Origin of the sequence: Pseudomonas putida, from assembly GCF_001941965.1 — a bacterium.
GTDB classification, from domain to species: Bacteria; Pseudomonadota; Gammaproteobacteria; order Pseudomonadales; family Pseudomonadaceae; genus Aquipseudomonas; species Aquipseudomonas putida_L.
Genome location: NZ_MKZO01000031.1, coordinates 1 through 25,343, shown reverse-complemented (window position 1 = coordinate 25,343; position 25,343 = coordinate 1). Strand labels below are relative to the sequence as shown.

The 25,343-nt window shown below is 62.4% G+C and carries 26 protein-coding genes and 1 pseudogene; 14 read left to right on the top strand and 13 right to left on the bottom strand.

What is annotated here, in order from left to right; translation table 11 throughout:
• The first annotated feature begins 2 nt into the window (after positions 1-2).
• From PSEMO_RS18130 to PSEMO_RS18095, 8 genes are read left to right on the top strand one after another with little or no spacing between them, the layout of a single operon-like run.
• The gene (locus PSEMO_RS18130; protein WP_075804351.1) at positions 3-401 is read left to right on the top strand and encodes a DUF6950 family protein; all 399 of its coding nucleotides are present in this window, start codon (positions 3-5) and stop codon (positions 399-401) included.
• Positions 401-3,751: a phage tail protein gene (locus PSEMO_RS18125; RefSeq protein WP_075804350.1), complete on the top strand. Its 3,351-nt coding sequence runs from the start codon at positions 401-403 to the stop codon at positions 3,749-3,751. Before PSEMO_RS18130 ends, PSEMO_RS18125 begins: the two co-directional genes overlap by 1 nt.
• Positions 3,751-4,809 (top strand): hypothetical protein, encoded by a 1,059-nt coding sequence (locus PSEMO_RS18120; RefSeq protein WP_075804349.1) that lies wholly within the window; start codon positions 3,751-3,753, stop codon positions 4,807-4,809. The genes PSEMO_RS18125 and PSEMO_RS18120 overlap by 1 nt, the downstream gene beginning before the upstream one ends.
• A 10-nt stretch (positions 4,810-4,819) precedes the next feature.
• Positions 4,820-5,581, top strand: coding sequence for a phage tail protein (locus PSEMO_RS18115; RefSeq protein ID WP_075804348.1), 762 nt, complete (start codon positions 4,820-4,822; stop codon positions 5,579-5,581).
• Positions 5,581-6,177 (top strand): tail fiber assembly protein, encoded by a 597-nt coding sequence (locus PSEMO_RS34055; RefSeq protein WP_305955597.1) that lies wholly within the window; start codon positions 5,581-5,583, stop codon positions 6,175-6,177. The genes PSEMO_RS18115 and PSEMO_RS34055 overlap by 1 nt, the downstream gene beginning before the upstream one ends.
• Positions 6,178-6,235: 58 nt before the next feature.
• A complete protein-coding gene (locus tag PSEMO_RS18105; RefSeq protein WP_075804347.1) occupies positions 6,236-6,667 on the top strand; it encodes a lysozyme in 432 nt (143 codons plus the stop codon).
• On the top strand, positions 6,664-7,167 hold the full coding sequence (locus PSEMO_RS18100) for a DUF2514 domain-containing protein (RefSeq protein WP_075804346.1): 504 nt from the start codon (positions 6,664-6,666) through the stop codon (positions 7,165-7,167). The genes PSEMO_RS18105 and PSEMO_RS18100 overlap by 4 nt, the downstream gene beginning before the upstream one ends.
• 14 nt (positions 7,168-7,181) lie before the next feature.
• The gene (locus tag PSEMO_RS18095) at positions 7,182-7,385 is read left to right on the top strand and encodes a hypothetical protein (protein WP_075804345.1); all 204 of its coding nucleotides are present in this window, start codon (positions 7,182-7,184) and stop codon (positions 7,383-7,385) included.
• Here the strand turns inward: PSEMO_RS18095 and PSEMO_RS18090 are convergent.
• The 3 genes from PSEMO_RS18090 to PSEMO_RS18075 all read right to left on the bottom strand — a co-directional run bounded on the left by PSEMO_RS18090 (position 7,369) and on the right by PSEMO_RS18075 (position 9,484).
• Complete coding sequence (locus PSEMO_RS18090; RefSeq protein ID WP_075804344.1) at positions 7,369-8,034, bottom strand: SOS response-associated peptidase; 666 nt, start codon at positions 8,032-8,034, stop codon at positions 7,369-7,371. The two genes, PSEMO_RS18095 and PSEMO_RS18090, sit on opposite strands and share 17 nt — an antisense overlap.
• A gap of 28 nt (positions 8,035-8,062) precedes the next feature.
• Complete coding sequence (locus PSEMO_RS18085) at positions 8,063-8,467, bottom strand: hypothetical protein (protein ID WP_075804343.1); 405 nt, start codon at positions 8,465-8,467, stop codon at positions 8,063-8,065.
• An 801-nt stretch (positions 8,468-9,268) separates the two neighbouring features.
• Positions 9,269-9,484, bottom strand: a complete 216-nt coding sequence (locus PSEMO_RS18075; protein ID WP_075804341.1) for a hypothetical protein — start codon at positions 9,482-9,484, stop codon at positions 9,269-9,271.
• A gap of 145 nt (positions 9,485-9,629) precedes the next feature.
• Between PSEMO_RS18075 and PSEMO_RS18070 the strand changes: the two genes are divergently transcribed.
• Positions 9,630-9,833, top strand: a complete 204-nt coding sequence (locus PSEMO_RS18070; protein ID WP_075804409.1) for a hypothetical protein — start codon at positions 9,630-9,632, stop codon at positions 9,831-9,833.
• A 248-nt stretch (positions 9,834-10,081) separates the two neighbouring features.
• On the opposite strand, the gene PSEMO_RS33530 is transcribed toward PSEMO_RS18070, so the two are convergent.
• Together PSEMO_RS33530 and PSEMO_RS18060 are read right to left on the bottom strand one after the other, a co-directional pair.
• On the bottom strand, positions 10,082-10,252 hold the full coding sequence (locus tag PSEMO_RS33530; RefSeq protein ID WP_178392017.1) for a hypothetical protein: 171 nt from the start codon (positions 10,250-10,252) through the stop codon (positions 10,082-10,084).
• Between the two features lie 99 nt (positions 10,253-10,351).
• On the bottom strand, positions 10,352-11,041 hold the full coding sequence (locus PSEMO_RS18060; RefSeq protein ID WP_075804408.1) for an SOS response-associated peptidase: 690 nt from the start codon (positions 11,039-11,041) through the stop codon (positions 10,352-10,354).
• Positions 11,042-11,142: 101 nt separating this feature from the next.
• Here PSEMO_RS18060 and PSEMO_RS18055 point away from each other — a divergent pair, with 101 nt between their 5' ends.
• Both PSEMO_RS18055 and umuC read left to right on the top strand, forming a co-directional pair.
• Positions 11,143-11,571, top strand: a complete 429-nt coding sequence (locus PSEMO_RS18055; RefSeq protein ID WP_075804339.1) for a LexA family protein — start codon at positions 11,143-11,145, stop codon at positions 11,569-11,571.
• Entirely contained in the window at positions 11,561-12,838 is a 1,278-nt protein-coding gene (gene umuC / locus PSEMO_RS18050; protein WP_075804338.1) for a translesion error-prone DNA polymerase V subunit UmuC, read from the top strand. Before PSEMO_RS18055 ends, umuC begins: the two co-directional genes overlap by 11 nt.
• A gap of 158 nt (positions 12,839-12,996) precedes the next feature.
• On the opposite strand, the gene PSEMO_RS18045 is transcribed toward umuC, so the two are convergent.
• The 4 genes from PSEMO_RS18045 to PSEMO_RS18030 form a co-directional block, all read right to left on the bottom strand.
• Positions 12,997-13,431, bottom strand: coding sequence for an HIT family protein (locus PSEMO_RS18045; RefSeq protein ID WP_075804337.1), 435 nt, complete (start codon positions 13,429-13,431; stop codon positions 12,997-12,999).
• A 3-nt stretch (positions 13,432-13,434) separates the two neighbouring features.
• Entirely contained in the window at positions 13,435-13,764 is a 330-nt protein-coding gene (locus PSEMO_RS18040) for a DHCW motif cupin fold protein (protein WP_075804336.1), read from the bottom strand.
• Positions 13,765-13,892: 128 nt separating this feature from the next.
• A complete protein-coding gene (locus PSEMO_RS18035) occupies positions 13,893-14,099 on the bottom strand; it encodes a DUF6434 domain-containing protein (RefSeq protein WP_075804335.1) in 207 nt (68 codons plus the stop codon).
• An 8-nt stretch (positions 14,100-14,107) separates the two neighbouring features.
• Positions 14,108-14,344, bottom strand: coding sequence for a hypothetical protein (locus PSEMO_RS18030; protein ID WP_075804334.1), 237 nt, complete (start codon positions 14,342-14,344; stop codon positions 14,108-14,110).
• Positions 14,345-14,656: 312 nt separating this feature from the next.
• On the opposite strand from PSEMO_RS18030, the gene PSEMO_RS18025 reads away from it, so the two are divergent.
• Positions 14,657-14,839: a hypothetical protein gene (locus PSEMO_RS18025; RefSeq protein ID WP_075804333.1), complete on the top strand. Its 183-nt coding sequence runs from the start codon at positions 14,657-14,659 to the stop codon at positions 14,837-14,839.
• On the opposite strand, the gene PSEMO_RS18020 is transcribed toward PSEMO_RS18025, so the two are convergent.
• Positions 14,830-15,273, bottom strand: coding sequence for a hypothetical protein (locus PSEMO_RS18020; RefSeq protein ID WP_075804332.1), 444 nt, complete (start codon positions 15,271-15,273; stop codon positions 14,830-14,832). The two genes, PSEMO_RS18025 and PSEMO_RS18020, sit on opposite strands and share 10 nt — an antisense overlap.
• Positions 15,274-15,343: 70 nt before the next feature.
• On the opposite strand from PSEMO_RS18020, the pseudogene PSEMO_RS18015 reads away from it, so the two are divergent.
• Both PSEMO_RS18015 and PSEMO_RS18010 read left to right on the top strand, forming a co-directional pair.
• Positions 15,344-15,985, top strand: a pseudogene (locus PSEMO_RS18015) (response regulator); the annotation flags it as partial.
• A gap of 256 nt (positions 15,986-16,241) precedes the next feature.
• On the top strand, positions 16,242-18,989 hold the full coding sequence (locus PSEMO_RS18010; RefSeq protein WP_075804330.1) for an RHS repeat domain-containing protein: 2,748 nt from the start codon (positions 16,242-16,244) through the stop codon (positions 18,987-18,989).
• A 193-nt stretch (positions 18,990-19,182) separates the two neighbouring features.
• Here PSEMO_RS18010 and PSEMO_RS18005 read toward each other — a convergent pair whose 3' ends face one another.
• Genes PSEMO_RS18005 through mexE form a run of 3 tightly spaced genes read right to left on the bottom strand, consistent with a single transcriptional unit; the run spans position 19,183 to position 25,043 of the window.
• Entirely contained in the window at positions 19,183-20,592 is a 1,410-nt protein-coding gene (locus tag PSEMO_RS18005) for an efflux transporter outer membrane subunit (RefSeq protein ID WP_075804329.1), read from the bottom strand.
• A gap of 11 nt (positions 20,593-20,603) precedes the next feature.
• Complete coding sequence (locus PSEMO_RS18000) at positions 20,604-23,783, bottom strand: efflux RND transporter permease subunit (protein WP_075804328.1); 3,180 nt, start codon at positions 23,781-23,783, stop codon at positions 20,604-20,606.
• Between the two features lie 15 nt (positions 23,784-23,798).
• The gene (gene mexE, locus PSEMO_RS17995; RefSeq protein ID WP_075804327.1) at positions 23,799-25,043 is read right to left on the bottom strand and encodes a multidrug efflux RND transporter periplasmic adaptor subunit MexE; all 1,245 of its coding nucleotides are present in this window, start codon (positions 25,041-25,043) and stop codon (positions 23,799-23,801) included.
• Positions 25,044-25,343 lie beyond the last annotated feature (300 nt).

The window sequence follows — 25,343 nt, the reverse complement described above, 5'->3', positions numbered from 1 at the left end:
CCATGCGCAACCGAGACTGGACCACACGCCTCAGCGAAGTGATCAAGGCCGCCCTAGAGCGGCCTTTTTCATGGGGCGAATTTGACTGCTGCCTGTTCGCCGCGGACTGCACGGTGGCGGTGTGCGGTACCGACCCGGCCGAGGCCTATCGCGGCACCTACAAGACCGAGGCCGGCGCCAAGCGGGCGCTGAAGAAGCGTCACGGCAGCCTGGAGGCTGCATGGGACGCCTGCTTCACCCGGGTGGCCCCGGCCTACATCCAGCGCGGCGATGTCGCGATGTACGAGGCGCCCGGCGGCAAGTCCATGGCGGTCTTTTGGGCTAATGAATTCTGGGCGGCCACTGACGACGGGGTGGCTCGCGTTGTGTGCGATCCGCTTGCTGTCTGGAGAGTTGAATAATGTCAGGTGGGGTCAGGAAACTCGCTCAGGTCGTGGTCGGCGCGGTAATCGGCTTCGTGCAAGGCGGCCCATGGGGCGCAGCTATCGGTGCTGGGTTGGCCTTCTACGCCGCCGAGCAGCAGGAAAAGCTCAACACCAAGTCGCCTCTGCGCGACAACGAACCATCGGCGCAGACCGTGCGCTCGTCCAAGGCCCCGGCCCGGTTCATCCTCGGTCGCGTAAGCACCGGCGGTGTGCTGGTCTGGGCCCAGGAGCAGGCCGGTGCCCAAACCGACGGGGAATGGCTGCACTTGGTCTACGTCCTGTGCGAAGGCGCTGTCGACGGCCTGGAGAACATCTACTTGGGCGAGGAGGAAATCGCCACCTACGGGGCATACGCCTCCTACGAACTGGTAGTCAATCCGACGACGGTGAATGCTTTCCTGAGGACCAACTGCCCGGACTGGAAGGCAGAGCAGATTGGTCGCGGTCTGTCGTTCGTGCGTCTGTCTCTGCGCTACAACGCTGAGAGGTTTCCGGCCGGCGTCCCCGACGTGCGCTTCATCATTCGCGGGCGAAACGACATCTACGATCCGCGCACCGGGATGTCCATCTATACCGAGAACACCGCGCTGCACATCCTGTGGTTCCTGCGGAACCGCTGCGGCGTGCCAGACGACGAGATCGTGTTCGAGACCTTCGCCAGCGGCGCGAACGTCTGTGACGAATCGGTCGGAAATCCGGACGGTACCACCAGCCCGCGCTACCGCAGCAGCTGCGTCATCGGCGCCGACGAGCAACGCACCAACGTATTGCAGAAACTCGAAACCGCGTGCGGGGGCAAGGCCATCCGAGTGGGCGGCCGCTGGATGTTCCAGGCCGGGGCCTACTACGGCCCCTACGACTTCGAGATTACCGAGGACATGGTGATTGGCACCATCACCGGTAGCACCGAGCCGACCAATGACGCGGCGATCAACACTGTGCGTGGCACGTTCATCGATACCTCGCAGTCTTGGACCGAGACTGACTACCCGGAGGTGAGCATAGCGGAGTGGGTGGTGGCTGATGGCGGCGAGGCCGCAGAGACCCTGACCTTCTCCTATGTCACCGATGCGTATCAGGCCCAGCGCCTGGCCAACATCGAACTGCGCCGCCGGCGCTCCGGCGGTACCATCAACGTGCCCATGAACTTCCTGGGCTACAACTGCCGGCCGGGCCGAGCCGTGCGAGTGAATCTGCCATCGCTGAACATCCTGGGTGAATTCGTCGTCACCAACTGGAGCATGGGGGGTAATGAAGGCTGCACCGCATCGCTTCAGCAATACGACGCAGCGCAGTTCGACGATGCGGTGGGCCAGCCGTACAACCCGATTGGGTTCATCAACCTGCCAAGCGGTGGTATCGGCAGCCCGACCAACTTGGCCTGGGTGCCAGACGAGACTGCGGAAGTCGCTCAAGGCGTGCTGACCTGGGTGCAGCCAATTGGCATCGTCACCGGTTATGCGATCACAGTGCGCCAGGCTGGTATCGCAGTGCAGGCCCAGCAGGTCCCGGAAACGACCTTGCAACTGCCGATTGCCGGGCTGCCGTCGGGCAGCTACACGATGAGCGTGGCGGCCCTGGGGCCGCTGACCAGGTCTGGTGAGGCAAGCATCACTGTGAGCATCAACGGGCCTTCCATCCCGGAATCATGCACGGTGCAATCCACGATCGATACCATCACGCTGGTACCGAGCAATCTCCAGCATGGGCTAAACGGGGGGACCTACGAGTACTTCTTCTCGATGAACCCTGAGGCGACGCAGGGCGACTACATCGGGCAAGGCCTGAGCTTTACCCATACTGGGCTTGCGTTCGCTACCAACTATGCCTACTTCATCCGCTCGAAGAGCGCCTACGGGGTGAGCGCTTTCCTCAAGGTGGTGGCATCCACGTCGAATGACGTGACCGCGTTGTTGGCGGCATTGGCGGAAAAGATTGGCAAGGGGCAGCTTGCGCAAGAGTTGCTGGGGGAGATCGAGAAGATTTCTGGCCAGGGACCGGAGTCGGTAAACGGCCGCATCGAGGAAGCCAAGCAGGAGCTGTACGAGCGAATCGACGAACTGACCGATGCGCTGGCGTACGACGAGTCCAAGGCCTACGCCATGGGCGACGTTGTGCGCGTTGGGCAGCGACTGTTCCAGGCCCGCGCTGATGTGGCAGCTGGCGCCGCCCCGCCGAACCCAGCCTACTGGACGGATATCGGCACGATCGCCCAGACCGTTGACGCCCTCGCAATGCAGGTCGAACAGCAGGGCGCGGCGATCGATGAGCTGGATGGCGTTGTAACTGCCCAGGCCACCAGCATCCAGTCGCTGCGCGCAGCCGCTCGCCCACAGGACGCCAGTGGTGACCTCGCCGATGTAATCAGTGGGTGGTCCGCGGAGTCCGGCATTGCCGAGCAGCGCAAAGCGACCGCCACCGAGAAGCGAGCAACTGCCGAGCGATTCCTGGACCTGAATGCACGGGTCGACGGCAACATAGCGGGGCTGAGTACCCTTGAGAGCGTTGTGGCGACAGATCGCCAGGCGACCGCTACGCGGCTCGACCAGCTACAAGCCGGGGCCTCTGGCAACACTGCCGCGATCCAGTCGGCAAACGAGGCGCTGGCAGACACTGACCAGGCCGTTGCATCGCTCAGCACATTCGCCTCGGCGACGTTCAATGCTCAGCGCGACAGCAGTGGCTCTGGAGCGTTGGCAAATGTCATCGAGGGGTGGGAGTCCGCCGCAAAATACTTCTCTGAGATCAAGCTGCAGGCTAACGCGACGCGATCCCTTGCTGAGAAGTCAGAGCAGTTGGATGCCGCAATTGGGCAGACCGGGGCGAGCGTGCAGCAGGTCAGCAAGGCCGTCGTGGACCTGGATGGAAAAGTGTCTTCGCAGGTGACTATCAAGGCGCAGACCGCTGTCGGCGGCAGGAAAGTCATGGCAGGGCTGGCGCTCGGGAGCGATGGGGAAACGTCGGAGATCCTCGCGTTCGCCCAGCGCTTCGCGATTGTCGATGAATCCACGGGGCAGTTGACGTTGCCATTCGTTGTCCAAGGCGGCCAGGTCTTCATCAACACCGCGATCATCAGCACGGCGTTTATCCAGCAGATCGTCGCCGGAATGACGATCGTGTCTGCTGCGAAGAACGCGCAAGGCCTTCCGCTCCTGGAGATCAACTTCGCCGCCGGCACATTCGTGTTGCGCGGCCAGGACGCCAACGGCTCTACGTTGCTGAACAACGGAGGGCTGTACGTCTACGACGCCGCCGGATTGGAGCGCACGGCTGTGGGGAGGTTGACGCAGTATGTATACAGCCTCAACTACTCAGGAGGGGCGTGATGGCAGACCTGTACGGGCTCCGCACGCGCGATGCGGCAGGAGTCGTCACACTGGACACTACTGTCACGCCCATTCGATCCCTGAAGATGATGACGGTCACAGGCAACGGGGCATTTGATCAGTATTTCTCGGTGCCAGAGATCACCGCCGGATCATTTGTTGTTGTCGACACACTTGAGGATCGGAACGAATTCACGTTCTCGCCGCAAGCGTGGTACAGCCCTGGCCAGCTTCACTTGCGGCAGCCCAGGACCATGACGTGGCAGCTGATGATTCTCTCGCTCGGCAGCGATGCACCGGCCGCGGGAGGGGCTTACGGCATTCGCACATATAACAACAACGCGCTGACCCAGATTGACGCGGTGAACAGGGTGTTGTCCGTGCGATACAACGGTATCTTCAACATCGGCTTCCAGGGGCCTAACAGCGGAACGCAGATCGACTGGGGGGACGTTACATTCCCGGCGCCGATCACGACATATGAGCGCCCACTGGTGTTCTTGAACGCCGCGGACTACATGATGGTCGGGAATTTTTCGATAAAAGGAGGGCCAGGCAACTGGACAGGGTTCAGGCTCAGGGCCTGGAACAACCAAACCTTTCATGGACCGACCGCGTTGTACCCCATGTGGATCAACTGGTACTGCGCAAGCTATCTGGCTCCGACTTCGCCGGCCGGCGCCTACGGCGCTTCAGTGAGGGATGCTGCCAACAACAGGACGTTTGTCACGACCGCAAACCTCGCGCTTCTGAACAGCCAGCCTGCCGCAGACAAGTTCGTGCTGACCGGCACGCCGATCACCAGGCCGAACTACTACGCGCCCAGCGCGCAGATGCCTTGGACCGGTTCGACGGCAGACTACGTTCTCGCCAACGCGCTTTTCTCATGCACGAACATCGGGCAGACAACGCAACCCTTTCGGGCGAACTTCGGCGGCTTTCTGCCGGGTAATCGCTCGATCTTGCAGATGTATTGCGATAACGCAACCAGCGGTGTCGACCCTCTCACATCCAACGGCCGAACTCTTTTTGCATCGCGGCCAATGAAACCTCTATAGGAGCACCTCAATGTCCTGGTACAGAACGGGAAACGTAACGATGACGCCCGGGTCCACGACTGTCATTGGCGTCGGCACCGCCTTCGTCGCCAACTGTCGGGTGGGTGATGCATTCATCGCGCCGAACGGTGCAGTGCACGAAATCACGAACATCGCGTCCGATACAGCGCTGTCGATCTACCCGGCGTACGGCAGCACCAACGCATACGCGGTCGGCCCAATGCAGGGCTACGACAAGATGCTGGCGGACAAGGCCGGCGCGATTCTCCAGCAGTGGGGCTCGACGCTTGCCGGGCTCGGGGACGTTGCAAGCCAGGACATCGTCCCTGTCGCTATGGGAGGTACCGGCGGAGCAACGGCTGCAGCAGGTCGGGCAGGCCTCGGCCTCAAGAGTGCCGCCGTGGCTGATGTTATCGGTACAGTCGCCGCTGGCGCGATTATCGAGCGCGGAGAAAACTCCAGCGGCAGCTACACGAAGTACCTCGACGGCTCGCTGACGTGCTGGAGCACGCGGCGTGTACCGAAGACAATGAACGCCGCGTCCGGCTCGCTGTTCTTCAGTGCTATCGAAGCAGCGCTCCCTTACCCGACGCCGTTCTCGGCAATACCCACGGTCAGCATCACTGCAACCGGCGAGTTCGAGTGCTTCACCGTGCCTGCCGGGCTCTCAAACCAGTCGAGCTGGCCAGGCGTCTACATCGCAAGCCAGATCTCGAGGTCGACGACAGCGACAATCGATATTTGCTATATGGCTCAAGGGAGGTGGAAATAATGCGCATCAAGTTCAGTCCTCAGCGCCGCGATGATCAATTGAGCATTGAGCGCGCTGGAGACGCGCTGACAGTCAACGGAGTGAAGTTCGATTTCGCCAATCTGCCGCTCGGCGCAACACTGCCTGCCGGCGCCGCCGACTGCCCATGGATCTTCGGCGACATCGAAAGAACTGCTGAGGGCGTGCATGTGATGATGCTCCTTCCGCACGCCGCCGACGCCCCCGAGTCGGCTCGCTTCCCGCGTGACATCGTCAATCCGGCCGATGGCCCGATACTGCTGCCCGGCACAACAGCTCAGGTTTACGCATCTTCGGTACCAGGTGTCATCGAGTGGTCTCGGATGATTACCGCCGAGATGAAGGCCGAAGCAGATGCTGCGCGCCACCTTGCCGACGTAGTCGCCGACACCGCGTCGCGCCGCGCGGCGGCAGACAGCGCGATCGCTCCGCTCCAGGACGCTGTTGATCTCGACGAAGCCACGGAGGAAGAGGCAGCACGGCTGAAAGAGTGGAAGCGCTACCGCGTTGCGCTCAATCGTCTGCCGGAACAGGCTGGCTATCCGACAGAAATCGACTGGCCAGCGCCGCCGGCCTGATTCGCAATCAACCCCACCGACCGCCGCCTGGCGGTATTTTTTTGCCTGGAGAAACCCCATGCGTACATCGCAACGCGGCTTGAACATGATCAAGTCGTTCGAAGGCCTGCGCCTGCAGGCGTACCAAGACTCGGTCGGCGTCTGGACGATCGGCTACGGGGCGACCCGTGGCGTGAAGGCCGGCATGTCCATCACGAAGGAGCAGGCCGAGCGCATGCTGCTGAACGACGTGCAGCGCTTCGAGCCGGAGATCGAGCGCCTGGTCACCGCCAAGCTGAGCCAGAACCAGTGGGACGCCCTTATCTGCTTCACGTACAACCTGGGCGCCGCGAACCTCGAGTCATCCACGCTGCGCCGCCTGCTCAACGACGGCGACTACGCCGGCGCCGCTGCACAGTTTCCACGCTGGACCAAAGCCGGCGGGCGTGAGCTGCCTGGCCTAGTGCGCCGCCGAGCAGCTGAGCGCAACCTGTTTCTGGGGGCGGCATGATCTCCGCTCGCACCGGCGGCGCCGCGGCAACCCTGTTGCTTGTGCTGGCCTCTTACTGGGGCGCATATCAGCATGGCCGTACAGTCGAGCGGGCGGACTGGGAAAAGGCATGGGCCACGCGCGATGCGGCAGACAGCGAAGCGAGTGCGCAAGCCGAGGCTGATGCCCGGGAGGAAGAACAACGCCGCCAGTCGGCGCAACAGGAGGCGAGAGCCCATGCACAGAAAGAACAGAGGGATGCTGATGCCGATGCTGCTGGCGCTGATATTGCTGGCCAGCGGTTGCGCGACGAAGCCAGCAATCTCGCCGCCGCTGTCGGTTGCCCCGGCACGGATCCCGCCGCTGTCGCCCGAGGCCAGGCAGCCACCCGCGCCGCCCTGGTGCTCTCCGAATTGCTCGAACGGTCTGTCGCTACGAATACAGAACTGGCGGCAGCGTATGACCGAGCGAGAATAGCCGGCCTAGCCTGTGAGGCGTCCTATACTGGGCTGACCAAATAGGCGAGGGCGCAGTCATGGAAGGCTTGGAGGGTGTGCTTACTGAGGGAGAACCACTGCTCGAGCGAGCAATGCAGGCTGTTCGGCGGTTCCATGAGGCCCGCGACTCATCGACTCCACGCGAGGAGGTCGAGCGCCTTAAGGATGAGGCTGAGGCCCTAATGAAGGAGCTCAGCGTCCTCCAGATGGATGCGCTTGAGCGGATCATCCCAAAGGCCTGATCAGCTCCTGGCCTTGGTTGCGGACGTTGCCCACAGCGCTGCTCACGCGATACCACTCAAACTCAGCCGGGCCTTCGCCAAGGTTCAGGGCAAGCTGCTCGGCTTGCTCCTTCGGAAGTGCAGGGTCAACCCATTGGCGAGCCAGGCTTGGCGAGAGCACAACCGGCCTTCGATCGTGTACATCGACCATCCCACCTTGAGCATCAGCCGTGATGATCACAAAGCCGTCATGCTCGCCGCCGGCGAACTGGCCGATGCTGGCGCACAGAGATGGCTGCCCATCGCGCCTCCGGATGTAATAGGGCTGCTTCTTCGGCCCGCCTTCATCTACCCACTCATACCACCCATCGACTGGCGCTATCGCCCGATGCGGCCATATCGCACGAAAGAACGCTCCATGCGCCACCTTCTCGACCCTTGCATTGATCGGCGCTGCCCGATCTGTCGCCCAGTGCGGTCGCCATCCCCACTTCACCAGGTCTGCGCGCAGGCCGGAATCTTCCTGTCGTAGTACCGCAACAGGCGTTGTCGGCGCGACGTTGTAGCGCTCCAACTGCTGGCCACCAACATTGTTCTGCAGAGCGCCAGGCATGCTCAGCGCGGCGACGAAGTCGTGTATCCCGCAGTACTGCGTGAGTCTTCCGCACATCATCAAATCCTCTGGCAGAGCACTCAGCTTAGCTGTCCGGCATCAGTCCATGAGGTCTCGGCAATGATGGCCGCCGCATCGGCTCGTCAATCGACGCCCGGACCTTGTCCTTCAATCGCTCATTTAGGCGTCGAGCGCGCTCGCGCTCCTCGTCGTCCCGAGCCAAGTCGATCCCATAGCTCCATCTGGCGTAGTTGTAGAGGTTTACGTAGTCCACGTATGCGGCATTCGCCCGCCTGTACTCGGCGGTGATCCTGTCGTTCAGCTCCTGATTGATCTCGACCAGGGTCTTGACGAGCTCCTTTGTGTGGGCCAGCTCCAGTTGGAGGCGGTGGATCTCAGCGCAGAGCATGCCGCTTTGATGCTTAAGCGTTTCGATGTAGGTGGGTGATCCGAGCTCGAAGCCGGTCGTGTCAATGTCGTAGTCGTTCATGTGCGTCGGCTCGGATTGCTGTATGTATATACAGTATTTCGTGGGAGGCGATGAGGCCAGTGCGGGCCGACGAGGTGTAGCTTCGGGAAGGGGATTTTGTTCGGCAGAACGCCGAGAGGAGGGGTGAAAATCAGTTCCAAAATTGAGAGGTCGAGCCTTGTAGAATGCGGGCTGCGCGATAGGAAAATCCAGAAAGTTTTGGAACGGTTAATCGCTCAATGGCAGCGTAAAGCGCGGCTTTCACCATCGGATTGCAAATCCGTCTACGCCGGTTCGATTCCGACCTCGGCCTCCACTATTCAAAGCCCCGCAGATTACGGTCTGCGGGGCTTTTTAGTTTGCGCGGGATAATCTGGAAGTCCTGAACTAGAGTCGTTCTCACCCTGGCGCCTGTAGGTTCCTGGCCGGATATCAGCGGCGATGTCATATTTAAGGAAGAGTACAGCGACTATATGGATGAGGTAACCAAGGCGCGTTTGCAGTGGCTAGATGAGTCAGCCGATGATCACGGTTGGAACAATCGGGAAGAGATTGGTGCCAGCGATAGATGCATTTGCAGCGCTTGTGGCCAATGGTCTCTGCCAAGCCAGATCACGAAATGGTATCTGGAGAAGCATGCTTGTTGTCCTCACTGCGGATTGACCGGCGTCGTCGTGGGCTCTGAGTCAGGGTTGCCGCTTGAGGAGTACGAAAACGGTCGTTTTCCTGATTAGCGAAAACTTTGAAGAGGGTCGGTCCCCTTGGTATGGGTCCCCTTGGTATGGCGGGAAGCGCGGCAACAGCGTGCCGAACCGGCCAACCTTACTTCAACACCCCCCGCACCTTCTCCAACACCAGCTTCTCAAGCTGCGCATAACTCATTTCACTAGCACCCTCAACCTCGAAGTTAATCCCGATTCCCGCTCCCCCATAACACCCATCGACATCAAAATCGAGATCTACGTGGCTCGATACCAACTGCAGCTTTTCATCATCGGACTCGTCTGTGACGGAGATGCTGGTGACCGTGAGCTTCATGTTGGACCTCATTCCTTGGGTTGGAGCTTCTATCCTAGACCGAATCGCCGGGGCGCGGCTGCGTCATCGCACGATATGCGTCCACTGGGTTACGCTTACCCAGGATCGAATATCCCGGGATGGAACCAGAGTGCTGGACTTGTTGATGACCTACGTGCTGGCCCCAGTGGCGGCAGCCGTTTTCTTTCCGATCGGTTGGCCGATCGTCAAGCTGGTCACCTGGGGGCGCTACCCCAGAAAGGGCATGTGGTTCAAGGATACGCCCGAGTCGAACTGGACAATCGGGGCAGGCATGGCTGTCTTGGTGATTGCCATGATGGTGGCGCTGCAACAGTTCCAGATGCTGTAGTCGTCACAGGTCCTGCGGGACATAGGTGATTCCAGCAGCACGCTGTAGGTCCGGTGGCCGAAATGAAGTTTTGCGAGGGTTAAGTTCGTATGTCGTGTAGCTGTTTGAGCGCAGAGAGTTGCGTCAGCTTCGGTGAGTCGGAAGAGGCGTTTTGCAGGGGCTGTGCGTTCATCAGCCAACGCCCCGACCTCAATTTGTACCAGTGCCGAAGCTGCGGAACTCATTGGCAGATCGATACCGATGGCAGGTCAGACCTGGCAATCAAGGTCGAGCATCCAGACCACTGGGCTACCTTCAATGATTTGCCCCTCAGGCGCGATTTCTTCATCCGTTTCCATGGTGGTGAGGATCGGACGAAATGCCTGTGGGCGAACTGCCCGAATTTCGCCCTGAAGAATATGGCGATCTGCGTTGATCACGCCTATCCGGAGTTCTCTCCCGGCGGCGAGTAACAGGGAACAGCAATTAAGCCTTGAAAGGCCGTTCAAGCCACTCCATCAATACCCGATCGGAGCGCATTACCCCAAGGGCCTGATCAGCTCGCCCCCCTGATTGCGGACGTTACCGACACCCCTGCCCACCGCAAACCAGCGAAAATCCTCTGCCGGCCTGCAGCCCTCCCGCACGATTTCAGCCGCTCGCCCAGGCGCAGTACCAGGATCAAGCCATTCCACCGCCATAGCCGCCGTCAGCACCAACGGCTTGCGCTCATGAATATCCACCAGCCCTCGATCAGCTTCAGCGGTGATGATCACAAACCCGTCCTGCTCGTCAGCCTCAAGCCCTGAATGAACGTGCGCCAACGCCGCGAAATACAATGGTGCACCGTCCACCGGCGTGATGTAGTAGGGCTGCTTGCGCTTCACATCCTGCGCATCCGCAGTCCACTCGAACCACCCATTCGCCGGCACCAGCGCCCGCCCATTGGGCCACAATGCCTTGAAGAACTTCCCCGTCATGACCGTCTCGGCCCGGGCATTGATCGGATCCGGCCGCGTGCCCTTCGCCCAGAACGGCGCCCATCCCCATTTCACCTTGTCGACCCTGACGCCACCCGCAGCCGGGGTGATGATCTCGACCTTTGTACCCGGTGCGACGTTGTAGCGCTCGATCGGCTCATGGTCGTAGCCATCGATCACGACCAGGTCGAGCGACAGCTGGCGCAGATAGTGGTCCATCGACTCGTAGAGCGAGTACCTGCCACACATGGCCATTACCTCGTTTGTCAGAAATTTCCTACGCGTCATTGACCGGGCGATTTACGCCGGATTAACTGTATATGCATACAGTTTGCATCGAGCCCGCAATCATGACTATCACCATCCTGGGTACGCCGACCGGCGGTACCGAATCCCTTCCGCTGTATTCCTTCCGTGTTCCGGCGGGTTTTCCGTCGCCTGCGGCCGATCATCTTGAAGGCCATATCTCGCTCGATGAGTTGTTCGATATCCGCGCGCCCCATGTGTATGTGGTGAAGGTTGAAGGCGACAGCATGGAAGGCGCCGGTATCTACTCGGGCGATCTGGTCATCGTCGACCGCGGCCGCGAGGCCGAGCACGACGATATCGTCATTGCTGCCGTGAACAGCGAGCCGGTGTGCAAGCGCCTTTATCGGCGCGACGGGGTGGTGATGCTCAAGTCGGAGAACGTCAAGTACCCGACCCGCTACATTCTGGAAGGCGACGAATTGCTGATCTGGGGTGTCGTTCGCTATAGCGTGCGCGACCATGCGCAGTGACCAGGTGTTTGCGCTGATCGATTGCAACGCGTTCTATGCAAGCTGCGAGCGCGTGTTCAGGCCGGACCTGGCCAGGACCCCTATCGTGGTGCTGAGCAACAACGACGGTTGCGTGATCGCGCGAAGCTACGATGCCAAGCCGTTCGTGAAGATGGGCGAGCCATACTTCCAGGCCAGGGAAAAACTGCGCCGGCACGGCATCGTGGCGTTCAGCAGCAACTACGCGCTGTATGGCGACATGAGCGAACGGGTGATGACGCTGATCGAGTCGAGGGTGCCGAGCGCCGAGGTCTATAGCATCGACGAATGCTTTGCCGACCTGACGGGTATCGCGGGTGATCTGAGCGTGTTTGGTCGTCAGCTTCGATCGCGGGTCCTGCAATGCACCGGTATTCCTGTCGGGGTGGGAATCGCCCGGACCAAGACCCTGGCCAAGCTGGCCAACCACACCGCCAAGCGCTTGCTCGCGCACACCGGCGGGGTGGTGGATATAACCGCTGATTTTCAGCGTGACTGGGTGCTGCGCAACACCGAGGTCAAAGAGGTATGGGGCATCGGCAAGCGCATGAATGCACACCTCGCAGGCATGGGGATCCGGACCGCCATGGACCTGGCCAGGGCCGATCCGCGGCTGTTGCGCGAGACATTCAGCGTGGTCGTTGAAAAGACGGCCCGTGAACTCGCCGGTACGCCTTGCCTGGAACTTGAGGAGGTGGAACCTGCGAAGCAGGAGATCTGCTGCAGCAGAATGTTCGGCAAGCGCCTGAGCGAGATCGAGCCCATTCGGCAGGCCGTGGCTACCTATGTGGGGCGTGCCGCGGAAAAGCTCCGGGCCCAGGGCTCGCTGTGCAAGCGCATGCGGGTGAGCATTCGCACCGGCATGTTCAATCCCGATGAGGCGCACCATGCCCAGGGTGCCTTGGTGGAGCTGCCGTACCCCACCAATGACACCTTGCTGCTGACGCGACTCGCGGGCAAGGCGCTGGAGCAGATCTACCGGCCCGGCTATCGATACAGCAAGGCCGAGGTGCTGCTCGTCGATCTGCGCCAGCCGGGAGCGTTTTCGGAGGACCTGTTCGCGGCAAGGCAGACGCTGTCCTGCGATCGACTGATGCAGGTAATGGACACTATCAACGGACGTTGGGGCCGGGGGACCATGCGCGCCGCCAGCGTGCCATTGGCACCGGACTGGGGCATGAGGCGGGACATGCTGAGCCCGTCGTACACGACCAGGCTTGATCAGTTGTGGACCGTTCGCTGCAATTGATTGAATGACGGCGGGGCGTCCATGGGAGCTGGCTCATTGGGCCTGCTGCCGTGTTGTTTACGAGTGGCTGCATGCCCGGAGCGATCGGAAAACGCTAACCCTGGAAAAGGGGGCCGAAAAGAGAAAGCAATGTGATGCGCCCGGCTCAAACAGGGCGATCACTTCACCTGAAGTGCCAAAGCCAGCGCACTTCGAATGCCTCCATGCTTCTCCTCGACATACAGCGGCGCCGTTTTCCAGTCGTAGAACCAGGCAGGCATTCGGCGTTTCTCATCCGGCTCGTTGGCGAAGCGAGGAAACAGGTGGCAATGCAGCTCGGGCTCTGAGTTTCCAAGGATTTCATAGTTGATCCTCGCGGCACCCGTGACCTGCAGCAGCGCATCGCCCAGTCGGGCCATGTCGAGGAGGTAGGCGGCCCTGGCGTCCGTGTCGAGATCGTTGAGGCTGGGTACCACAGGGTCAGGCAGCAGTAGGCAATACCCCTCAAGAAACTGCAAATCGCCCATCACCGCCCAGCCCGAGGGCATTCTGCAGATGACTTTGTCGTTGGTGCCGTTGCGCGCCATTTCCACACGTTGGGTAATCAGAGACATGGGTCAGTCCACAATGAAGAGTTTGGCGCCGACAGGCGTTGATGAACGGTGCGCCTCGGCGTTGTCGCCGACCTGATAGCTCATGCCCGGGTGGAGCGTGAAAGTGCGACCATCTTCCAGTTCGGTGTCCAGTTGCCCTTCGAGGCAGAGCAGAATATGACCCTTCCGGCACCAATGATCGGCCATATAGCCCGGGCTGTACTCAACCAGGCGAACCCGTATTTCCCCAAACTGGCAAGTGCGCCAATACGCCGTACCGGTCTCGCCTGGATAAGCAACGGCATCGATCGTTGACCAGTCTGTGGTTGCAAAGGGAATTGCGGTCAGTTCCATGACACTCTCGTAGCAAACAGTGGGGCTCGAACCATACCGATGGCGCCGCTCTGTCGATAGGCACAGACTGCGGGGAATTTGAACATACAGAGCGAAGTAGGGGTTGCCTCCACTACTCGCAAAACTACTCAGCCGCGCCTGCGCAGCCATTCATCCGCGACATCGCCCATATTGGCTGGCGCGCCACTCTTGATCCAGGCCATGAAGGCCCGGTCGAACTTGAACCCTTCGCCACATTCGCCCAACAGAAACTGCCGGACCTTCTGCGTGTTGCGGTAACGGGCGTCGATCAGGGTAGTGCGAGTGATGGGCCCGGCATGCCAGTCGAAGTTCATGTTATTCGTTACCCCTCCGGCGCAGTCACGCCGCTGATAAACTCATCCGTCCCAAGTCGGTGAGAACCATACTCTACGACGTAATCCCCACCCCGACGATCCGCCTCGGCCCTGGCGGTTTTCTGGTCGGCATAGACATCGACGAAGTGCCACGGATGCCGGTCCCGCAAGACACCCCAGCCCAGCACACAGCCCTCGTTATCAGGATCCGCCGGCAGGTTTTTCGCCAGGCTGCGAATAGTCATGTCGTTCTCCTGATGGATGCAAACCACGACGGAAACAACCGTCACCTGCAAACATGGCTCAACGATGGAGCACTGGCAATACAGACCGACCCATCATCAGCCGCCGTGGCGGCCGTGTAATCCGCCTGGTTATAAATCCCGTGATTACGGTAGTGAATTCAGCATCGCAATCGCGGGTGAACCCGCTCCCACAATGATCGCGGCACGGCTCAATAACTGTTCTCTGGGCGACGGCAATGGCGGCGGGCAGCGCTGCGCGCGCGCAACCTGTACCATCGGCGACCTTGTTCACATGACCACGAGGAGCCTGAAATGAGAGGCCTGGAAAAATTCGTATCGCTGCGCTTTGTCGTGCTGATGCTGTTCATCGCGTTGGGCGCAGCGTTGCACGGCGCCGGCAAGGTCGGTTTCTGGGGCATGCTGGCGATCATGATGGCGCCAAACGTGTTCTTTGCGCTGCTGCGAGCAAGAAAGTCGAACGACGCTCAGGGCTGAGAAGGGCGGGTTGCTGCGGCGCGGGAGTGATCCGCAGTGCGCTCGCGCCACAGGAGGACGCCCAGCATGAGACTCGTGCTGACACCCGGCATCAGGAACAACGCAGTGATCTTCGGCACCTCGGGCCAGAAGGCTCCACCCACCACCACGCTCCACACCAGGCAGGCCACCCCGCCGGCAATCAGCAGCCAGCGCTTGGGCATCACTGGCTCACTGGCCTTGGCCAGTGCATAAATGCGCCACCCGGACCACAGGCTGAAGGACGAAATGGCGCAGATCCCCAGGGCCCAGGTGACGCTGCGCACGTTCGGCTCGATGAATGCCATCGGAATGAACACGGCGACGATACCGTAGAGGAACAGCAGGGTCACCGGCAGCAGGCCGACCAGTGCGACGAGGGTGAGGGCGATGCGAGGTGCGGTAAGCCTGTTCATTGCGCTCCTTGGCGATTCGAGTGCCATGTCCTGGCGATTGACCCTACATTGAACGCTCGAACCCTGAGAAATCGGCCAGCTGAGCGGTGGGATCGCCCATGACTTCAACAACCTGCTGACACCGATCATGGGCACCCTTGACCTGATCCGCCGACGCTTGCCCGACGAGCGCTCCCAGGCCCTGGTCGAAGGCGCGCTGCATGCGGCAGAGCGGGCCCGCAGCCTGGTCGGGCGCCTGCTCAGTTTCGCCCGGCGGCAGACCCTCAAACCGCAGGCGGTGGACCTGCTGACGCTGGTCAATGGTATGCGCGAGCTGATCGAGCGCTCTCTCGGGCCGCGGATCAAGGTGGTCATCGCCATTGAGGAGGGTTTGCCGGCGCTGCTGGTCGATCCCCATCAACTGCGTGAGCTGGGTTATCGGGTTGTCGAGGCGGATTCGGCGAGCAGCGCGTTGCAGTTGATTATCCAGGGCGTGCAGGTCGATGCCCTGGTCACCGACCAGTTGATGCCGGGCAAGGCCGGGGTCGAATTGGCCCGGGAGCTGCGTGAACATCTGCCCGGATTGCCGGTGCTGATCATCACCGGCTACGCCAACCTGTCGCCGGAGCAGTTGCAGGGCTTCGAGGTGCTGGCCAAGCCGTTTCGCGGGCGGGAGCTGGCGGCGGCGTTGGGGCGCTTGCTGGACGAGGCGCCGGGCCTGGTCGCTAAATAGTGCGTCACCACGGACCCTGTGGGAGCTGGCTTGTCGGGTCGCCGCACCGCAGCGATTTGGCCAGATCAGACAACATCATTGCCCATACTGGTCTCATCGCTGGCAAGCCAGCTCCCACAGGGTTTTGAGTCGGCCGCAGGACCTGACGAACTGCACCACGCCACGCATCAAGCCTCGCTAGACTTTCCCTATCCGCCCAGCCACTCCCTAGCAGTGATCGCGCCGGGATCCGCAAGCACCCGGCCGGGAGATCAGGATGAGCCCATCCCTGTTCCAGCAGACGCCGTCGATCACCGCGTTCGACAGTCGCGGCCTGAGCGTGCGCAGCATCGAGTACCTGCGCCACCCTGATACCGAACCGGCCACCACTGCCCTGATTACCCGGCACCACTACGGCGCCATGGGCTTTCTGGCCAGCAGCAGTGACCCCAGGTTGCATGCGCTGGGCCGCTCCAGCCTCGATTGCGTGACCGACCTGGCCGGCAAACCCCTGCGCACCCGCAGTGCCGATGCCGGCACCGAGGTCAGGCTGCACGATGCCGCCCGCCGCGAGGCCTTCGCCGTCAGCCGGATCCGTAGCGACGGCCCGCGTGCCGATGACCTGACCGAGGCGGTGACCAGGACCTGGCAGTACGAGGATGACACCCTGCCCGGACGCCCTCTGGCCCTGACCGAACAGGTGGCCGGCGAGCCACCGCGTATCAGCGAGCGTTTTGTCTGGGGCGGTGTATCGCCGCAGGAGCAAGACTTCAACCTCGCCGGGCAATGCGTCAGCCACTATGGCACCGAAGGTTTGACGAGCATCGACAGTGTCAGCCTGAACGGAGTGTCGCTGCAGCAAACCCGGCGCTTGCTGGCGCAGGCCGATATGGCCGGGACGCTTGCCGACTGGCAGGGCACGGGCCCGGACAACTGGAATGAATGGCTGGCCGAGCAAGCCTGGGTCAACCTGAGCGTTGTGGATGCCTGCGCTGCCACCCTGGCGATTACCGATGCCCAGGGCCATCGCCGCCGCTTTGCCTATGATGTCGCCGGGCTGCCGAAGGCCAGCTGGGTTGCAGTGGCCGACGGCCCCGAACAGATCGTCGTCAAGGCTTGCAGCTACTGCGCCAATGGCCACAAGCTGCGTGAGGAGCACGGTAACCAGGTCCTCACCACCTACGGCTATGAGGTGCAGACCGAGCGCCTGGCCCGGATCCGTACCGAGCGCCCGGCGGGGCACCCGGCTGGGGCCATGCTCCTGCAGGACCTGCACTATGAATACGATCCCTGCGGCAACGTCCGGCGGGTGACGAACGAGGCGCAGGCCATCCGTTTCTGGCGCAACCAGCGGGTCGCGCCGGAGACCGTGCTGGAGTATGACAGCCTCTATCAACTGGTCAGTGCCACTGGCCGGGAGATGGCAGCGATGTCGGCGGCGGTCGATGACGTCACCTACACCCGCTATCAGCGCAGTTACAGCTACGATGCAGCGGGCAATCTGTTGCGTATCCACCACACCACGCCGGCTACCGGGCATGCGTTCAACCTGTCCCTGGTAGTCAGTGAGTGCAGCAACCGGGCACTGTCGGACTCGCTGGTGGGGTCGCCCGCCGAGGTGGAGGCGCTGTTCACGGCGGGTGGGCAGCAGAAGGTGCTTTCGCCGGGACAAACCCTGGCCTGGACGCCGCGCGGACACCTGGCGGAGGTGACCTCGGCTGCCGGGGATCTTGATGAGCACTATCGCTACGATAGCCGAGGACTGCGGGTACTCAAGACCGGCACGCGAGGCAATGTGAGTGGCGAACGCTGTCACTACCTGCCGCAACTGGAACTCAGGACCTTGCATAACGGCGCACGGGCCAACGGCCAGTTGCAGGTGCTGCTCTGCGATCAGGGCCAGGATGCCCAGGTGCGTCTGCTGCACTGGGTTTCCGGCAAACCCGACGAGGTCGCCAATGACCAGCTGCGTTTCAGCTACGTCGATCGCCTCGGCAGCGGCATGCTGGAACTGGACCAGCATGGGCTGGTGCTGAGTCGCGAGGAGTATTACCCCTATGGCGGCACCGCCGTGTGGGCGGCGTCGAGCCAGGTCGAGGGTGAAGGCAAGACTATCCGCTATTCGGGCAAGGAGCGGGATGCGACCGGGCTGTATTACTACGGCCAGCGCTATTACCAGCCCTGGCTAGGGCGCTGGCTGGGTGCGGATCCGGCTGGGACGGTGGATGGTTTGAATCTGTTCCGGGCAATGCGCAACAACCCGGTGACGTTCGAGGATGTGGCGGGGTTGGTGCCGGTGGCGCCAGAGCAGGTGGAGGAAAAGAGTACCGAGGTAGTGGCGCGTGGCGGGCCTGATGTTCTGTCCTTGCCCCACCGCGAGATCAGGCACCTGGACCCATATCACCAGAAGGAATACGCCTTCATCGCGGCTGACCTCGGGGAGCATTATCGGCTCTATATGGACAAGGGCGGCCCATCGGACAACCTGGTCATCACAGCTGACGGTGCAACTGCGTTCTGGCTTCGCGACATACCCGTCGAGAAGGGGCAGCGGTTCGGCTTTTTCACCCAGCATGGTCAACTGCTCGAGGATCCCGGGATCGGCAAGCTGATGCGTGGCAGCAACAAGGTCTTTGTCCTGACCGATGGCACTGACTTCGAGCCCAGAAAGCAGGAGGCGCAGGATCTGCTTGCAGCAGGCAGGACTGGCAAGCTTTCCGGGAGCCGGAAGGCAGGCTTCATTGCGGACTACAGCCTTTTCAAGTTCGCGGATGACAACGCTGACGTGCTGGCTACCGTCTTGAGCTTGAACCGTTCTGAGCAAAGCGACTTCCGATTCGATGTGCTGACGGTCAGAAGGCGCCGGGCGCTTCCTGCGATGTTGAAAATGGCTAGCCTGAGTGGTGCGTTGAGTGTCTTGAAGAAGAACGGCTTCAACTACAGCACTGTGTATGCTTCATTTTGTCGTGGGGTGTTTCTACACCGGGCCAAGTCGTTCGATCCGACGCGGGCGAAGGACATCTGATGGGTGGGGTTTTTCAGGGCCTCATCGCTGGCAAGCCAGCTCCCACAGGTTCAGCGGTGCACGCGGATCACTGTGGGAGCTGGCTTGCCAGCGATGAGGCCTTGGAATCCAGCATAAAAAAGCCCCGCAAGGCCGAAGCCTGCGGGGCAAAGCGGTCGGTGTGAACCAACCAAAGGAGCCTCAATAATCCAGTTCAGCGAGACGCCACCGCCTCGCTCTGCCAGCCACCACCCAAGGCTTTGTAGATCGCCACGATCCCGCGATACAGTTCGACCTCGCCCTGGGCCTGGGCATCTTCAGCGGCCAGGCGCTCGCGCTCGGCGTCCAGCAGCACCAGATAATCCACCGTGCCTTCGCGATAACGGATCGACGCCAGGTCCGCCGCCTTGCGGCTGGCCTCGCTCTGCTTCAGCAGCGAGATCAGGCGCTGCTGGCGCTTGCCGTAGTCGCTGAAGGCGTTTTCCGATTCTTCCAGGGCCAGCAACACCTGCTGTTCATAGGTCGCCAGCGCACCTTCCGCCTCGGCATTGGCGCCGCGCAGACGGGCGCGCACGCTGCCCAGGTCAAAGGCCGGCCAGGTGATGCTCGGGCCCAGGGCCCAGGCCGAGGCCGCCGACGAACCCAGTTGTGAACCCCGCCCGGCAGTGAAGCCGAGGAAGCCACTGAGGCTCACCCGCGGGAACAGGTCCGCCGTGGCCACGCCGACATTGGCCGTGGCCGCCGCCAGCTGGCGCTCCGCCCGGCGGATATCCGGACGACGCTGCAACAGCTCGCCCGGATCACCGATCGGCAGGGCCTTGGCAATCGCCGGCAACTGCTTCGGCGCCAGGTCGACACTCAGCGCATCCGGCCGCTGGCCGAGCAGGGTAGCGATGCGATTGCGTGCCCGTACCTGTTCCGCCTGCAATTGCGGCACGCTGGCTTCCACCGCCGCGAGACGGGCATCGGCCCGCACCACATCCAGCTCGTTGCCGACCCCGGCTTCACGCAGGGTTTCGGTAATGCCGCGGGAATCCTGCTGGGTCTTCAGGTTGGCCAGGGCGATTTTCTCGCGCTCCTGGGCGCCGCGCAGTTGCCCGTAGGCATCCACCAGCTCGGCGATCAGGCTGACCTGCAACTGCTGCAGATCGGCCTGGGCCGCCGCTTCCTGCGCCTCGCTGGCTTCCAGGCGACGCTGGATGCGGCCGAACAGGTCCAGCTCCCAGGCCATGTCCAGGCCCAGGTCGTAGCGTTCGCTATTGACCCGGTCCTCGGTCTGGCCAGGAATCTGGCCCTTGCCGAGGTTGCTGCTGGCGCGGCTGGTCACGGTCGGGAAGGCGTCGTTGTCGACGTTCTCGCGGATCGAACGGGCCGCCTTGAGGCGGGCGAACGCCACCCGCAGGTCACGGTTGCCGTTCAGCGACTGGCTGACCAACTGGTCCAGCACCGGGTCTTCGAACTGGTGCCACCAGGCGCTTTCGAAGCGGCTGCGGTCCAGGCCGGCCTGGCCGTCGGTGGCGGCCAGGTGCGCGGCGGCGGTGTCCGGGGCCTTGTAGTCCGGGCCCACGGCGCAGGCGCTCAGGGCCAGGACCAGCAGGCTCGGCAGCCACAGTTTGCTACTCATTTCTAGACGGCTCATGCGTGGCTCCCTTGCGCGGTCAGACGGGCGGCCTTGCGAGCCTGGTTGCGCTCGACGCGGCGACGGATCAGGACGAAGAACACCGGCGTCAGCAACAGGCCGAAAATGGTCACCCCGATCATCCCGGAGAACACCGCTACGCCCATGGCATGACGCATCTCGGCACCGGCCCCGGAGGAGAACACCAGCGGCACCACACCCATGATGAAGGCGAACGAGGTCATCAGGATCGGCCGCAGACGCAGGCGGCAGGCTTCCAGGACCGCAGCCAGCGGGTCGAGCCCTTCGGCCTGCTTGTCCTTGGCGAACTCGACGATGAGGATCGCGTTCTTGCACGCCAGCCCCACCAGTACGATCAAGCCGATCTGGGTGAAGATGTTGTTGTCGCTGCCCGACAGGATCACCCCGGTGATCGCCGAGAGCAGGGTCATCGGTACGATCAGGATCACCGCCAGCGGCAGGCTCCAGCTTTCGTACTGGGCCGCCAGCACCAGGAAGGCCAGCAGCACGCAGAGCGGGAAGACGAACAGCGCGGTGTTACCGGCGAGGATCTGCTGGTAGGTCAGCTCGGTCCATTCGAAGGTCATGCCGTTGGGCAGTTCTTCCTTGAGCAGTTTCTCGATGGCTTTTTCCGCCTGGCCGGAGCTGTAGCCCGGGGCTGCGGCACCGTTGATCTCGGCGGTGATGAAGCCGTTGTAGTGCATCACCCGGTCCGGGCCGGAGGTGTCGCTGACCTTGATGAAGGTCGCCAGCGGGATCATCTCGCCCTGGTTGTTGCGCACCTTCAACTGGCCGATCTGCTCGGCGTCGAGACGGAACTGCTGCTCGGCCTGGACGTTGACCTGGTAGGTACGGCCAAAGCGGTTGAAGTCGTTGGCGTACAGCGAACCCAGGTAGATCTGCAGGGTGTCGAAGATGTCGCTGATGGCCACGCCGTGGGTCTTGGCTTTCTCGCGGTCGATGGCGGCATCGACCTGGGGCACGTTCACCTGGTAGCTGGTGAACAGGCCGGCCAGTTCCGGCACGTTGTGGCTCTTGGCGATGATGTTCTGGGTTTCCTTGTACAGCGCTTCATAGCCCAGGTTGCCACGGTCCTCGATCTGCAGGCGGAAGCCGCCAATGGTGCCCAGCCCCTGTACCGGCGGCGGCGGGAAGATCGCGATGTAGGCGTCCTGGATATCGGCGAACTGCGCGTTCAGCGCGGCGGCGATGGCGCCGGCCGACTGGCTCGGGTCCTTGCGCTCGTCGAACGGCTTGAGCGGGGTGAACACGATGCCGCTGTTCGGGCTGTTGGTGAAACCGTTGATCGACAGGCCCGGGAAGGCCACCGAGTCGGCCACGCCCGGCTGTTTCAGGGCGATCTCGCTCATGCGCTTGATCACCGCCTCGGTGCGGTCGAGGCTGGCCGCGTCCGGCAACTGGGCGAAGGCCACCAGGTACTGCTTGTCCTGGGCCGGCACGAACCCGGTCGGGGTCGAGGAGAAGCCCATCCAGGTCAGGACCATCAACCCGGCATAGACGAACATGGCCACGCCACTGCGGCGGATGACCCGGCCGACGGTGCCGACATAGCTATGGCTGGCGCGCTCGAAGAAGCGGTTGAACGGACGGAACAGCCAGCCGCCGAGCAGACGCTCCAGCAGCCGCGAGAAACGGTCCTTCGGCTCGTGGTGACCTTTGAGCAGCACGGCAGCCAGGGCCGGCGACAGGGTCAGCGAGTTGAAGGCCGAGATCACCGTGGAGATGGCGATGGTCAGGGCGAACTGCTTGTAGAACTGCCCGGTAAGACCGGAGATGAACGCCGCCGGAACGAACACGGCGCACAGCACCAGGGCGGTGGCGATGATCGGGCCGGTCACTTCGCCCATGGCCTTTTTCGTCGCCTCAAGAGGCGGCAGGCCGAGCTCGATGTTGCGTTCGACGTTCTCCACCACGACGATGGCGTCGTCCACCACGATACCGATGGCCAATACCAGGCCGAACAGCGACAGCGCGTTGAGCGAGAAGCCGAACAGGTGCATCACCGCGAAGGTACCGATCAGCGAAACCGGAACGGCCACCAGCGGGATGATCGAGGCGCGCCAGGTCTGCAGGAACAGGATCACCACCAGCACCACGAGGATCAGCGCTTCGAACAGGGTATGCACCACCGCCTCGATCGAGCCGCGAACGAACACGGTCGGGTCGTAGACGATGCTGTAGTCCATGCCTTCGGGGAAGTTCTGCTTCAGCTCGGCCATCTTCGCCCGCACTTCGTCGGAGATCTCGATGGCATTGGAGCCCGGGCGCTGGAAGATCGGGATGGCCACCGCCGGCTGGTTGTTCAGCAGCGAGCGCAGGGCGTACTGGCTGGAGCCCAGTTCCACCCGGGCGATGTCCTTCAGGCGGGTGATCTCGCCGTTTTCGCCGGAGCGGATGATGATGTTTTCGAACTCTTCCTCGCTGACCAGGCGGCCCTGGGTGTTGACCGACAGTTGGAAGCTGGTGGCACCCGGCGCGGGCGGCGCACCGAGCTGGCCGGCGGCGACCTGGCGGTTCTGCTCGCGGATGGCGCTGACCACGTCGGCGGCGGTCAGGTTGCGCGAGGCGACCTTGTTCGGGTCGAGCCAGACCCGCAGCGAGTAGTCGCCCATGCCGAACAGCTGCACGTCGCCGACGCCGCCGAGGCGGGCCAGTTCGTCCTTGATGTTGAGGATCGCGTAGTTGGACAGGTAGAGCATGTCGTAGCGCTGGTCCGGCGAGGTCAGGTGCACGACCATGGTCAGGTCGGGCGAGGCCTTGTCGACGGTGATACCGATGCGCGTCACTTCTTCCGGCAGCTTCGGCTGGGTCCGCGTCACGCGGTTCTGCACCTGGACCTGGGCGTTGTCCAGGTCGGTGCCCAGGGCGAAGGTGATGGTCAGGGTGATCTTGCCGTCGGCGGTGGACTGCGAGGACATGTACAGCATGTTCTCGACACCGGTGATGGCCTGCTCCAGCGGCGCGGCGACGGTCTCACCGATCACTTTGGGGTTGGCGCCGGGGAAGTTGGCGCGCACCACCACGGTGGGCGGGACCACTTCCGGGTATTCACTGATCGGCAACTGGAACAGCGAGATCGCACCGGCGATCAGGATCAGCAGGGAAAGCACCGCGGCGAAGATCGGCCGGGTAATGAAGAACCGGGAAAAATTCATTGGAGTCGTCGTCCCTTAACCGCGTGGGGTCGCGGCGCTGGCGAGCTTGACCGTGGCCTTGCCGGTTTCGGCAGGCTGACGGTTGGCGGCTTCCAGGGCCTGGCGCTGTTGGGCGAGGGCGGCGAGGGTGGCATCGCTCGCCATCGGCGTTTCTTCAGGGGTGACCGGCGAGCCCGGGCGTACCCGTTGCAGGCCCTTGACCACGATACGGTCTTCCTTGGCCAGGCCGCTGCGCACGATGCGCAGGCCTTCCAGTTTCGGGCCCAGCTCGACGGCGCGGTAATCGGCCTTGTTGTCCTTGTCCATGACCAGCACGAACTTCTTGCCCAGGTCGGTGCCCACGGCTTCGTCGTTGATCAGCACGGCGGAGTAGGTGGCGCTGCCTACCAGCTTCAGGCGGGCGTACAGGCCCGGGGTGAACTGGCCGTCGCGGTTGTCGAACACGGCGCGACCACGGATGGTGCCGGTCTTCGGGTTGACCTGGTTGTCGACGAAGTTCATCTGGCCCAGGTGCGGGTTGCCGGTTTCGTTGGACAGGCCCAGGTACACCGGGGTGGTCTGGCCGCGCTGGCCTTCGCGGGCCAGCTGGGTGTACTTGAGGTACACGCGCTCGTCGGCATCGAAGTAGGCGTAGACGCGGTCGGTGGAGACCACGCTGGTCAGCGGGGTGACGTCGGCGGTAACGATGTTGCCGGCGGTGAACTGGGCACGGCTGACCCGGCCGCTGATCGGCGCGGTGACCCGGGTGAAGCTCAGGTTCAGTTTGGCCAGGTCCAGTTGCGCCTGGATTGCGGCGACACCGGCGCGGGCTTCGGCGGCGGCGCTGGTGCGCGACTCGGCGAGTTCGGCGGAAATCGCGTTGCTGTTGCGCAGGCGTTCACCGCGCTGGGCTTCGTTTTCCGAGCGGATGGCGGTGGCGCGGGCTTGTTGCAGCTGGGCTTCGAGGCGGCGGACCTCTGCCTGGAACGGGCGCGGGTCGATCTGGAACAGCAGATCGCCTTTCTGCACCTGGGCGCCTTCGGTGAAGGCGACCTGGTCGATCTGGCCGGAGACGCGAGGACGCACCTCAACGGTTTCCGGCGCTTCGAGGCGGCCGGTGAACTCGTCCCATTCATTGATCGGTTGCTCGATCACCTGGGCCACGCTGACTTTCGGTGCCGACGGAGCCTGCACCGCTTCCGGGGTGCGACCGCAGGCACTCATCACCAGAAGGGCCAACGCAGCAAGGGGATAGCGCAAGGGTTTGAGTGACTGCTCCATGGAAAACTCCGCCAATGTATTGATAGTGGGCGGATTCTGCGTTTTGCCGCGGGCGGGCACGAATCGAACGAAGCGAAGGTGACTATCACGGGGAATGATGGAAGTCGGGGATTATCGTCTGGCGTTGATAGTTGCAGCTTGTGGAGCCTGTGCGGGCTTCATCGCTGGCAAGCTGTTCTGGTCAAGTTTTTCCGGACACCGATTACGGTGATCAGGCCGCCTGCTGCTCCATAGCTATCGGCGACAAGTAATTGTTGTGGCTGTGGAGCCTGACTCGGTTGTATCGCATGAAGAAGCTGG

Excerpts from the sequence above, each read along its gene's own strand:
- PSEMO_RS18130 (WP_075804351.1), top strand. The coding sequence starts at position 3 with ATGCGCAACCGAGACTGGACCACACGCCTCAGCGAAGTGATCAAGGCC.
- PSEMO_RS18125 (WP_075804350.1), top strand. The coding sequence starts at position 401 with ATGTCAGGTGGGGTCAGGAAACTCGCTCAGGTCGTGGTCGGCGCGGTA.
- PSEMO_RS18120 (WP_075804349.1), top strand. The coding sequence starts at position 3,751 with ATGGCAGACCTGTACGGGCTCCGCACGCGCGATGCGGCAGGAGTCGTC.
- PSEMO_RS18115 (WP_075804348.1), top strand. The coding sequence starts at position 4,820 with ATGTCCTGGTACAGAACGGGAAACGTAACGATGACGCCCGGGTCCACG.
- PSEMO_RS34055 (WP_305955597.1), top strand. The coding sequence starts at position 5,581 with ATGCGCATCAAGTTCAGTCCTCAGCGCCGCGATGATCAATTGAGCATT.
- PSEMO_RS18105 (WP_075804347.1), top strand. The coding sequence starts at position 6,236 with ATGCGTACATCGCAACGCGGCTTGAACATGATCAAGTCGTTCGAAGGC.
- PSEMO_RS18100 (WP_075804346.1), top strand. The coding sequence starts at position 6,664 with ATGATCTCCGCTCGCACCGGCGGCGCCGCGGCAACCCTGTTGCTTGTG.
- PSEMO_RS18095 (WP_075804345.1), top strand. The coding sequence starts at position 7,182 with ATGGAAGGCTTGGAGGGTGTGCTTACTGAGGGAGAACCACTGCTCGAG.
- PSEMO_RS18090 (WP_075804344.1), bottom strand. The coding sequence starts at position 8,034 with ATGTGCGGAAGACTCACGCAGTACTGCGGGATACACGACTTCGTCGCC.
- PSEMO_RS18085 (WP_075804343.1), bottom strand. The coding sequence starts at position 8,467 with ATGAACGACTACGACATTGACACGACCGGCTTCGAGCTCGGATCACCC.
- PSEMO_RS18075 (WP_075804341.1), bottom strand. The coding sequence starts at position 9,484 with ATGAAGCTCACGGTCACCAGCATCTCCGTCACAGACGAGTCCGATGAT.
- PSEMO_RS18070 (WP_075804409.1), top strand. The coding sequence starts at position 9,630 with ATGACCTACGTGCTGGCCCCAGTGGCGGCAGCCGTTTTCTTTCCGATC.
- PSEMO_RS18060 (WP_075804408.1), bottom strand. The coding sequence starts at position 11,041 with ATGTGTGGCAGGTACTCGCTCTACGAGTCGATGGACCACTATCTGCGC.
- PSEMO_RS18055 (WP_075804339.1), top strand. The coding sequence starts at position 11,143 with ATGACTATCACCATCCTGGGTACGCCGACCGGCGGTACCGAATCCCTT.
- umuC (WP_075804338.1), top strand. The coding sequence starts at position 11,561 with ATGCGCAGTGACCAGGTGTTTGCGCTGATCGATTGCAACGCGTTCTAT.
- PSEMO_RS18045 (WP_075804337.1), bottom strand. The coding sequence starts at position 13,431 with ATGTCTCTGATTACCCAACGTGTGGAAATGGCGCGCAACGGCACCAAC.
- PSEMO_RS18040 (WP_075804336.1), bottom strand. The coding sequence starts at position 13,764 with ATGGAACTGACCGCAATTCCCTTTGCAACCACAGACTGGTCAACGATC.
- PSEMO_RS18035 (WP_075804335.1), bottom strand. The coding sequence starts at position 14,099 with ATGAACTTCGACTGGCATGCCGGGCCCATCACTCGCACTACCCTGATC.
- PSEMO_RS18030 (WP_075804334.1), bottom strand. The coding sequence starts at position 14,344 with ATGACTATTCGCAGCCTGGCGAAAAACCTGCCGGCGGATCCTGATAAC.
- PSEMO_RS18025 (WP_075804333.1), top strand. The coding sequence starts at position 14,657 with ATGAGAGGCCTGGAAAAATTCGTATCGCTGCGCTTTGTCGTGCTGATG.
- PSEMO_RS18020 (WP_075804332.1), bottom strand. The coding sequence starts at position 15,273 with ATGAACAGGCTTACCGCACCTCGCATCGCCCTCACCCTCGTCGCACTG.
- PSEMO_RS18010 (WP_075804330.1), top strand. The coding sequence starts at position 16,242 with ATGAGCCCATCCCTGTTCCAGCAGACGCCGTCGATCACCGCGTTCGAC.
- PSEMO_RS18005 (WP_075804329.1), bottom strand. The coding sequence starts at position 20,592 with ATGAGTAGCAAACTGTGGCTGCCGAGCCTGCTGGTCCTGGCCCTGAGC.
- PSEMO_RS18000 (WP_075804328.1), bottom strand. The coding sequence starts at position 23,783 with ATGAATTTTTCCCGGTTCTTCATTACCCGGCCGATCTTCGCCGCGGTG.
- mexE (WP_075804327.1), bottom strand. The coding sequence starts at position 25,043 with ATGGAGCAGTCACTCAAACCCTTGCGCTATCCCCTTGCTGCGTTGGCC.